An 8623-nucleotide genomic window follows, 5' to 3' on the forward strand; every position below is an offset into this window, starting at 1 on the left:
GGGGGGGGGGGGGGCGGGGGGGGGGGGTTGGGGGGGGGTGGGGGGGGGGGCGGGGGGGGGGGGGGGGGGGGGGGGGGGGGGGGGGGGGGCCCCCTCCCCTTCTTCTGGGCGTCGCACGCCTACTGGGTGTCGTTGCCGCCGATCAGGCCCGGGTCCACGGGCAGGCCCGGGATCGGGTTGGTCGCCGGGCCCGCCGGGGTGTCGCCCGCACCGCCAGCGGCGGTGCCGGGGCGGCTGTCGCCGGGCTTGCCGTCGCCGGGCTTGCCGGGCTTCCCGGGCTTGCGCGGGGTGGTCGGCGGGTTCGGCGTGTTGCCTCGGCCGCCGCCGTTGTTGCCGGTGCCGCCGCCCGGGACCGAGGGATCGGGGATGTGGACGTTCGCGAAGGGCGGGGCCTCGCGGCCGGCCAGCGCGCCCGAGACCGCGTCCTTCCAGATGGGGCCGGGCAGGCCACCGCCGAAGACCTTCGGGTAGTACTGCCCGCCGATGGTGATGTCCTCCATCGTGATCTTCTTCGCGCCGCCCGAGCCGACCCACACCGCGCCGGACATGTTCGGGGTGTAGCCGACGAACCAGGCGTTGTAGCGGTTGTCGGTGGTACCGGTCTTGCCCGCGTTGTCGCGGTCGGTCAGGCCGGCCTTCTCACCGGTGCCGGAGTCGACCACTCCGCGCAGCAGGTTGTTGATCGTGTCGGCGGTGTCCTGGGACATCGCCCGCTCGCACTTGCTCTTGGGTACCGCGAGCGCCTTTCCGTGGGCGTCGGTGATCGACTCCAGGGCGATCGGGGTGCAGTAGACGCCCCGGTTGGCGAAGGCGGCGTACGCGTTGGCCATCGTCAGCGGGGACATCTCGGCGGAGCCGAGCGCGATGGAGGGCTCCTCGGGCAGCTTCACCCCGCTGGCCGGGACCACGCCGAGCTTCTGCGTCATCTCCGTCACCGGGCAGAGCCCGATGTCGGAGATCATCTGCACGAAGTAGGTGTTGATGGACTTCTCCATCGCCGTCCTCAGCGCGTACGGGCCCTGCTCGTCCGCCGTCTCGTTCTGGGCGGTCTGCAGCTTGCCCCCCTCCAGCGGCAGGTTCTGCCACGGCGGCGAGCCCTCGCAGCGCGAGACGGGGCTCGGGTAGTCCATCTTGTTCGGAGCCGAGTAGACCTTCGTCGGCTCCATGCCCTTCTCTATGGCCGCGGCCGCGATGAAGGGCTTGAACGTGGAGCCCACCTGGAAGCCGAAGTTGGAGCCGCCCATCCGCTTGTCGACGGAGTAGTTGATCTGCGTCTCGTTCTTCCCGAAGCCGTACGGCTTGGACTGCCCCATCGCCAGGACGCGGCCCGTGCCCGGCTGGACCATGGTCACGGCCGTGGCGATCGAGTCGTCCTGGTTGACGTGGTCGCGGATCGAGTTGTTCGCGGCGTCCTGCGACTGCGGGTCCAGGGTGGTGCGGACGGTCAGACCGCCCTGGTTCCAGACCTTCGCCCGCTCCTCGCGGGTCTTGCCGAAGACCGGGTCGGACAGGAAGGTGTTGCGGACGTAGTCGCAGAAGAAGCCCGCGCCCTTGACGGCGGTGATGCAGCCGTTCTTCGGGCGGGTCACCTTCAGGGTGACCGGGAGCTTCTTCGCCTCGTCCGCCTCGGCCTGCGAGATGTCCTTCACGTCGGCCATCCGCTGGAGGACGACGTTGCGGCGCTTCATCGCCTCCTGCGCGTCGTTCACCGGGTCGAACCGGCTCGGCGACTGGACGACGCCGGCGAGCAGGGCCGACTCCTCCAGGGTCAGGTCCTTGGCCGGCTTGCTGAAGTAGCGCTGGGCCGCGGACTCGATGCCGTAGGCCGCCTGTCCGAAGTAGGTGATGTTGAGGTAGTTCTCAAGGATCTTCTTCTTCCCGAGCTCCTCCTCGACCTGGATCGAGTACTTCAGCTCCCGGATCTTGCGGCCGAGGCTCTTCTGCTGTGCTTCGGCGACCTTGGTCGGGTCGTCGCCGGCCTCCTCGACGAAGACGTTCTTCACGTACTGCTGCGTCAGCGTGGAGGCGCCCTGCGCGGCGCCGCCCTCCTGCGCGTTGCGGTTGACCGCGCGCAGGACGCCCTTGAGGTCGACGGCGCCGTGCTCGTAGAAACGCGAGTCCTCGATCGCGACGATCGCCTTCTGCATGTACGGCGAGATGGCCGTGAGGGGGACCACCTGCCGGTCCCGCGAATACACCGTGGCGATCAGGCCACCCTCGGCGTCCAGAATGGTGGTCCGCTGGCTCAGCGGAGGCGTTTTGAGATTGGCCGGGATCTCATCGAAGCCCTCGACGGTGCCCTTGGCGGCGAGGCCCAGCGCACCGGCGCCCGGGATCGCGATGCCGGCGAGAACGACTCCGGAGAGAACCGACAAACCGAGGAACCTGGTGGCCTGCTGCGGCCCCGTGAGCCCTGCGCCCGAGCGCTTCTTTCCCATGGAGGGCAGCCTACGTTCTCATTCACCGGACACGCGCGAATGCCTTGGCCTAAGCTGTCCCCAACTGTCACAGCAGTGTGGTGCGACATCAACCCCTCGGCTTGATTTTCACCCTTCCCGAATAGGGTGGACGCATGTCCGAATCTCGCCCTTCGCTCTGACGGCCGTTCGTCGGCGCTTCCCTGATTTCACCCGAATCGCCGGAATGGCCGGGCATGTCGCCGGATCACTCCGTCGGGTGATCTGCCGCTTACCCATAGTCCGTTCGGACCATTCAAGATTGGGCCCGTCGGGGGTGTTGCACCGTCCCCGCCTTCCGTAACGTCCTCAACTGGCAGCGGTGAATATGCCGCTACCGCCGTGGGGGAGCCTCGATTCGGGAGAGGACGGCACCGGGATGGGCTGGGTAACCGACTGGAGTGCGCAGGCAGCCTGCCGCACTACCGATCCGGATGAACTGTTCGTTCAAGGAGCGGCACAGAACAGGGCCAAGGCAGTGTGCACCGGATGCCCGGTGCGGACGGAATGCCTGGCCGACGCGCTCGACAACCGTGTCGAGTTCGGAGTGTGGGGCGGAATGACCGAGCGGGAACGTCGCGCCCTGTTGCGCAGGCGTCCCACCGTCACCTCGTGGCGACGGCTGCTCGAAACCGCTCGCACGGAGTACGAGCGCAGTACCGGCATCCTCACCGTGGATGTCGGCGCGGAGATCGACGTGGAGTACGAGACCTACGCGGCAGCCGGGTAATCCGCCCGGACGCCGCGTCGGCGCCACCCGTACCCACGGTCAAGCTCCGGTCGGAACCCCGGCCGCGAGTCGCTCTCCGATGGCCCGCAGCCCGGCGAGGTCGTGCACATCGCCGGGCAGGGCGGCCACTTCGGCCACCGCCACCTCGGGATGCAGCGAGGTGAAGCGGTCGCGCGTGCGTTGCTCGCGCGCGATCACCTGCATCCGCTCCGCGTGCAGCCGCAGCAGCCCCGCGGTGATCGCGTCAGCGTCACCGGGACCGCCCGTGCCCGCGCCGTGCGATCCTGCCGGGGCGTCGGCGCCTTCCGCGCCTTCCTTGCCGTTCACATCCGGGTCTTCCACGTCGTCCACGCCGGGGGAGCCGTCGTCGGCGGCGTCACGAAGTCCAGCTTTCCCGGACTCCTGATCGACAATGCCGCCTTCTTCAAGATTCTCTGCGGCCGCCAGGGCCCGCTCCGCGGACAGCTGCCGGGCGTCGCTGCCGTGCACCCGGTTCAGCACCAGGCCGGCCAGCGGCATCTTCTCCGCGGCCAGCCGCTCCACGAAGTACGCGGCCTCGCGCAGCGCGTCCGGTTCGGGCGCCGCGACCACCAGGAAGGCCGTGCCCGGCGCCTGGAGCAGACGGAACGTCGCGTCCGCGCGGGTGCGGAAGCCCCCGAACATCGTGTCCATCGCCGCCACGAACGTCTGCACGTCCTTCAGCAGCGAGGCCCCCATCAGCTTGCTCAGCGTGCCGGTCATCATCGACATGCCGACGTTCAGGAACTTCATCCCCGCCCGCCCGCCGACCTTCGCCGGAGCCATCAGCACCCGGATGAACTTCCCGTCCAGGAAGGACCCGAGGCGCTTGGGCGCGTCGAGGAAGTCCAGTGCGGACCGGCTCGGCGGGGTGTCCACGACGATCAGGTCCCAGTCGTCCTTCGCCCGCAACTGGCCCAGCTTCTCCATCGCCATGTACTCCTGCGTGCCCGCGAAGCCGGCCGACAGGGACTGGTAGAAGGGGTTCGCGAGGATCGCCCGCGCCCGCTCACGGTCGGCGTGCGCCTCGACGATCTCGTCGAAGGTCCGCTTCATGTCCAGCATCATGGCGTGCAGTTCACCGCCGTCGCCGTCCACCCCGTCGACCCTGCGCGGGGTGTTGTCCAGCGAGTCGATGCCCATCGACTGCGCCAGCCGGCGCGCCGGGTCGATGGTCAGCACCACCGCCTTCCGCCCGCGCTCGGCCGCCCGGACGCCCAGCGCCGCGGCGGTCGTGGTCTTGCCGACCCCGCCCGCGCCGCAGCACACGATGATCCGGGTCTCCGGGTCGTCCAGCAGCGCGTCGACGGCCAGCGGCCGCGGTGTGTCCAGGCCCATGGTGTTCCCGCCCCCGCTCATCGCGCGTCCGCCTGCTTGCGCAGCTCGGTCGCCAGCTCGTACAGCCCGGCCAGCTCCATCCCCGATCCCAGCAGGGGGAGTTCGTACGTCGGCACGTCCAGCCCCGCCAGTACCGCGCGCTGCTCCCGCTCCAGCTCGACGCGGCTCGCGTGCTCGGCGGCCTGCGCCAGCAGCGGCTCCACCAGCCGCTCGGCCAGCCCGCCCCGCCGGGCCCCGCCGAGCCCGGCCCGGGACAGGGCCCTGGCGATCTCGGGGCGGCGGCCCTCGGCGGCCGTGCGCAGGGTGTCCTCGTCCAGGTGGTGCGGGCGCACCATGTTGACGATGACGCGCCCGAACGGAAGTCCGGCCGCCCGGAGTTCGTCGATGCCGTCCGAGGTCTCCTGGACGGGCATCTCCTCCAGCAGGGTGACCAGGTGCACGGCGGTGTCCGGGGACTTGAGCACCTTCATGACGGCCTGCGCCTGGTTGTGGATGGGCCCGAACCGGGCCAGCCCCGCCACCTCGTCGTTGACGTTCAGGAAGCGGGTGATCCGCCCCGTCGGCGGCGCGTCCATGATCACGTGGTCGTAGACGAACCGGCCGGCCTTGTCCTTGCGCCGCACGGCCTCGCACGCCTTGCCGGTCAGCAGGACGTCCCGCAGGCCGGGCGCGATGGTCGTCGCGAAGTCGATGGCCCCGAGCTTCTTCAGGGCGCGCCCGGCCGACCCGAGCTTGTAGAACATCTGGAGGTAGTCCAGCAGCGCCCGCTCCGCGTCGATGGCGAGCGCGTACACCTCACCGCCGTCCCCGCCCGGCGCGACGGCGATCTTCCGCTCCTCGTAGGGGAGCGCTTCCGTGCCGAATAGCTGTGCGATGCCCTGCCTGCCCTCGACCTCCACGAGTAGAGTCCGCCTGCCCTCGCGCGCGAGGGCCAGCGCGAGTGCGGCGGCGACCGTGGTCTTGCCGGTGCCGCCCTTGCCGCTGACCACCTGGAGCCTGCTCACAACCTCCGAGCCTAACCACTCCCGCTCAGGCGTTACGCTCGCCCCCATGACCAAGAAGTTCGAATACGCGACGGTCCCCCTGCTGGTCCACGCCACCAAGCAGATCCTGGACACCTGGGGCGAGGACGGCTGGGAGCTCGTCCAGGTCGTGCCCGGCCCGAACAACCCCGAGCAGCTCGTGGCCTACCTCAAGCGGGAGAAGGCATGAGCGGCGCCGTCGAGGCCCGGCTCGCCGAGCTCGGCCTGACCCTCCCCGAGGTCGTCCCGCCGCTGGCCACCTACCAGCCGGCGGTGCGCTCGGGCGCGTACGTGTACACCGCGGGCCAGCTCCCGATGGTGCAGGGCAAGCTCCCGCTGACCGGCAAGGTCGGCGCGGAGGTCTCGCCGGAGCAGGCCAAGGAGCTGGCGGCGACGTGCGCGCTGAACGCGCTGGCCGCCGTGAAGTCCGTGGCGGGTGACCTGGACCGGGTCGCCCGCGTGGTCAAGGTCGTCGGCTTCGTCGCCTCGGCCCCCGACTTCACGGGCCAGCCGGGCGTGCTGAACGGCGCGAGCGAGCTGCTGGGCGAGGTCCTCGGTGAGAAGGGCGTGCACGCGCGCAGCGCGGTCGGCGTGGCGGTCCTCCCGCTGGACGCCCCGGTCGAGATCGAGATCCAGGTGGAACTCACCCCGGACGCCTGAGCCGCCTCCTCGGCGTGCCGCTGCGCGGGGGCGGGCCCCCTGCGCGCCCTTCGCCCGTTCCAGGGGCTCCGCCCCCGCGCCCGGTGTGAGGCGCCGGGGCCGGAGCCCCCGGGAACGGGGTCCGGGGCCGGGGGAACGGGCGGAGGGCGGGGCGGGGAGACGGTTCCGCGCAGCGGGACCGCGCCGCCACGGTCAGGGACCCCGTCCGGCAGAGGTGGCTCTCGAACATCGGGCCGGATGGTCGTAGCATCCGGCCATGCCGAATGGTCAGCACGGACAGCCCTCGCCCGAGCAGCCCCCCGCCGGAGGCCAGTGGTACCCCCCGGAGTGGCCCGCCCGCATCCGGGCCCTCGCGGAAGGCGCACTCACCCCGGCGGAGCCCAGGCGCGCCGCCACGGTGATGCTGCTCCGTGACACCCCCGGCGGCCCTGCCGTGCACATGCTGCGCCGCCGCGCCTCCATGGCGTTCGCCGGCGGCGCCTACGCCTACCCCGGCGGCGGGGTCGACCCCCGCGACGAGGACCACCGCATCGGCTGGGCCGGCCCGGACCAGGAGGCGTGGGCGGCCCGCCTCGGCACCGACACGGCCACCGCCCAGGCGATCGTCTGCGGTGCGGTCCGCGAGACCTTCGAGGAGGCGGGCGTCCTCCTCGCCGGGACGACCCCCGACACCGTCGTCGGCGACACCACCGGGGACGACTGGGAGGCCGACCGCGCGGCCCTCGTGGGCCGGGAACTGTCCTTCGCCGAGTTCCTCGACCGCCGCGGCCTGCTGCTGCGCTCCGACCTGCTCGGGGCCTGGGCCCGCTGGATCACCCCCGAGTTCGAGCCGCGCCGGTACGACACCTGGTTCTTCGTCGCCGCCCTCCCGGAGGGCCAGCGCACCCGCAACGCCTCCACCGAGGCCGACCGGACCGTCTGGATCCGCCCGCAGGACGCCGCCGCCGGCTACGACGCCGGCGAGCTGCTGATGATGCCGCCCACCATCTCCACCCTGCGCTCCCTGGAGCCGTACGGGGCCGCCGCCGACGCCCTCGCGGCAGCCGGCGCGCAGGACCTCACCCCGGTCCTGGCCGAGGCGGCGCTGGAGGACGGCGTGGTCGTGCTCAGCTGGCCGGGCCACGACGAGTTCACCAAGCGCGTCACCCTCGGAGGAGGCCCCGCATGACCGATGCAGCGGCCCTGCCCGGCCAGCCCCGCGGAACGGTCGTCTCCGGACCGGCCACCGCCCGCGCGGTCAACGTCCTGGCCCCCAACGCCTCGGCCATGACCCTGGACGGCACCAACACCTGGCTGGTGTCCGAGCCCGACTCCGAGCTCGCCGTCGTCATCGACCCGGGCCCCCTCGACGAGGCCCACCTGCGCGCCGTCATCGCCACCGCCGAGCAGGCCGGCAAGCGGATCGCGCTCACCCTCCTCACCCACGGCCACCCCGACCACGCGGAGGGCGCAGGCCGCTTCGCCGAGCTGACCGGCACCAAGGTGCGCGCCCTGGACCCCGCGCTGCGCCTGGGCGACGAGGGCCTGGCCGCCGGGAACGTGATCCGCACCGGCGGTCTGGAGCTGCGCGTCGTGGCCACCCCCGGGCACACCTCGGACTCCCTCTGCTTCCACCTGCCGGCCGACCGGGCCGTGCTGACCGGCGACACGATCCTCGGCCGCGGCACGACCGTCGTCGCGCATCCCGACGGCCGCCTCGGCGACTACCTGGACTCCCTGCGCCGACTGCGCTCCCTCACCGTCGACGACGGGGTGCACACCGTGCTCCCGGGCCACGGGCCGGTCCTGGAGGACGCCCAGGGCGCCGTCGAGTTCTACCTGGCCCACCGCGCCCACCGGCTCGCCCAGGTCGAGACGGCGGTGGAGGACGGCCTGGTCACCCCGGAGGCCGTCGTCGCCCACGTCTACGCCGACGTGGACCGCTCGCTGTGGCCGGCCGCCGAATGGTCCGTCCGCGCGCAGCTGGAGTACCTTCGTGATCACGGACTGATCCCGGGGGGACCTGAATGAACACGCTGTACCTGCTGTTGGCGCTCCTCGCGGTGGCGGGCTGGATCACGTCCACGGTGAACGTGCGGATGCGCGCCCTGCAGGACAGGGCCGACCGGCTGGAGCGCCGGCTCGGACTGGTGCTGGACCACCTGGGCATCGAAGAGCCGGAGCCGGCCGGGCTGGACGCGGTCCGCGCGCTGATGCGGGAGGGACGGACCGTCTCGGCGATCAAGACCTACCGCGAGATCACCGGCGCGGGCCTGGCGGAGGCCAAGAAGGCCGTCGAGTCCCTGGACCCGGCGCCGCAGGACCGCTAGGGCCTGTCGTCACACTCCCGTCTGCCCCGCGACGCCTGGCACGTGCTCTCGCCGCACCGGGCGCAAGCCGAGTACGTCCAGTACGCGGGC

The 8623-nt window shown here is 71.9% G+C and carries 9 protein-coding genes; 6 read left to right on the top strand and 3 right to left on the bottom strand.

Annotated elements, in window-relative coordinates; translation table 11 throughout:
• Positions 1-119: 119 nt before the first annotated feature.
• The gene (locus tag WDV06_RS34950) at positions 120-2438 is read right to left on the bottom strand and encodes a transglycosylase domain-containing protein (RefSeq protein WP_395513844.1); all 2319 of its coding nucleotides are present in this window, start codon (positions 2436-2438) and stop codon (positions 120-122) included.
• Between the two features lie 397 nt (positions 2439-2835).
• Here WDV06_RS34950 and WDV06_RS34955 point away from each other — a divergent pair, with 397 nt between their 5' ends.
• The gene (locus tag WDV06_RS34955) at positions 2836-3186 is read left to right on the top strand and encodes a WhiB family transcriptional regulator (RefSeq protein ID WP_395513845.1); all 351 of its coding nucleotides are present in this window, start codon (positions 2836-2838) and stop codon (positions 3184-3186) included.
• Positions 3187-3225: 39 nt separating this feature from the next.
• On the opposite strand, the gene WDV06_RS34960 is transcribed toward WDV06_RS34955, so the two are convergent.
• Positions 3226-4563: an ArsA family ATPase gene (locus WDV06_RS34960; RefSeq protein WP_395513846.1), complete on the bottom strand. Its 1338-nt coding sequence runs from the start codon at positions 4561-4563 to the stop codon at positions 3226-3228.
• Complete coding sequence (locus WDV06_RS34965) at positions 4560-5546, bottom strand: ArsA family ATPase (RefSeq protein WP_395513847.1); 987 nt, start codon at positions 5544-5546, stop codon at positions 4560-4562. The genes WDV06_RS34960 and WDV06_RS34965 overlap by 4 nt, the downstream gene beginning before the upstream one ends.
• 46 nt (positions 5547-5592) lie before the next feature.
• Here WDV06_RS34965 and WDV06_RS34970 point away from each other — a divergent pair, with 46 nt between their 5' ends.
• The 5 genes from WDV06_RS34970 (at position 5593) to WDV06_RS34990 (ending at position 8533) form a co-directional block, all read left to right on the top strand.
• Positions 5593-5754, top strand: a complete 162-nt coding sequence (locus tag WDV06_RS34970) for a DUF4177 domain-containing protein (protein ID WP_007264966.1) — start codon at positions 5593-5595, stop codon at positions 5752-5754.
• The gene (locus tag WDV06_RS34975; RefSeq protein WP_358897652.1) at positions 5751-6224 is read left to right on the top strand and encodes a RidA family protein; all 474 of its coding nucleotides are present in this window, start codon (positions 5751-5753) and stop codon (positions 6222-6224) included. Before WDV06_RS34970 ends, WDV06_RS34975 begins: the two co-directional genes overlap by 4 nt.
• A gap of 256 nt (positions 6225-6480) precedes the next feature.
• A complete protein-coding gene (locus WDV06_RS34980) occupies positions 6481-7392 on the top strand; it encodes an NUDIX hydrolase (protein ID WP_395513848.1) in 912 nt (303 codons plus the stop codon).
• Positions 7389-8234 (top strand): MBL fold metallo-hydrolase, encoded by an 846-nt coding sequence (locus WDV06_RS34985; RefSeq protein WP_395513849.1) that lies wholly within the window; start codon positions 7389-7391, stop codon positions 8232-8234. The genes WDV06_RS34980 and WDV06_RS34985 overlap by 4 nt, the downstream gene beginning before the upstream one ends.
• Complete coding sequence (locus WDV06_RS34990) at positions 8231-8533, top strand: ribosomal protein L7/L12 (RefSeq protein ID WP_395513850.1); 303 nt, start codon at positions 8231-8233, stop codon at positions 8531-8533. The genes WDV06_RS34985 and WDV06_RS34990 overlap by 4 nt, the downstream gene beginning before the upstream one ends.
• Positions 8534-8623: the final 90 nt, after the last annotated feature.

Origin of the sequence: Streptomyces racemochromogenes (assembly GCF_044129415.1) — a bacterium.
Taxonomy (GTDB): Bacteria; Actinomycetota; Actinomycetes; order Streptomycetales; family Streptomycetaceae; genus Streptomyces; species Streptomyces racemochromogenes_A.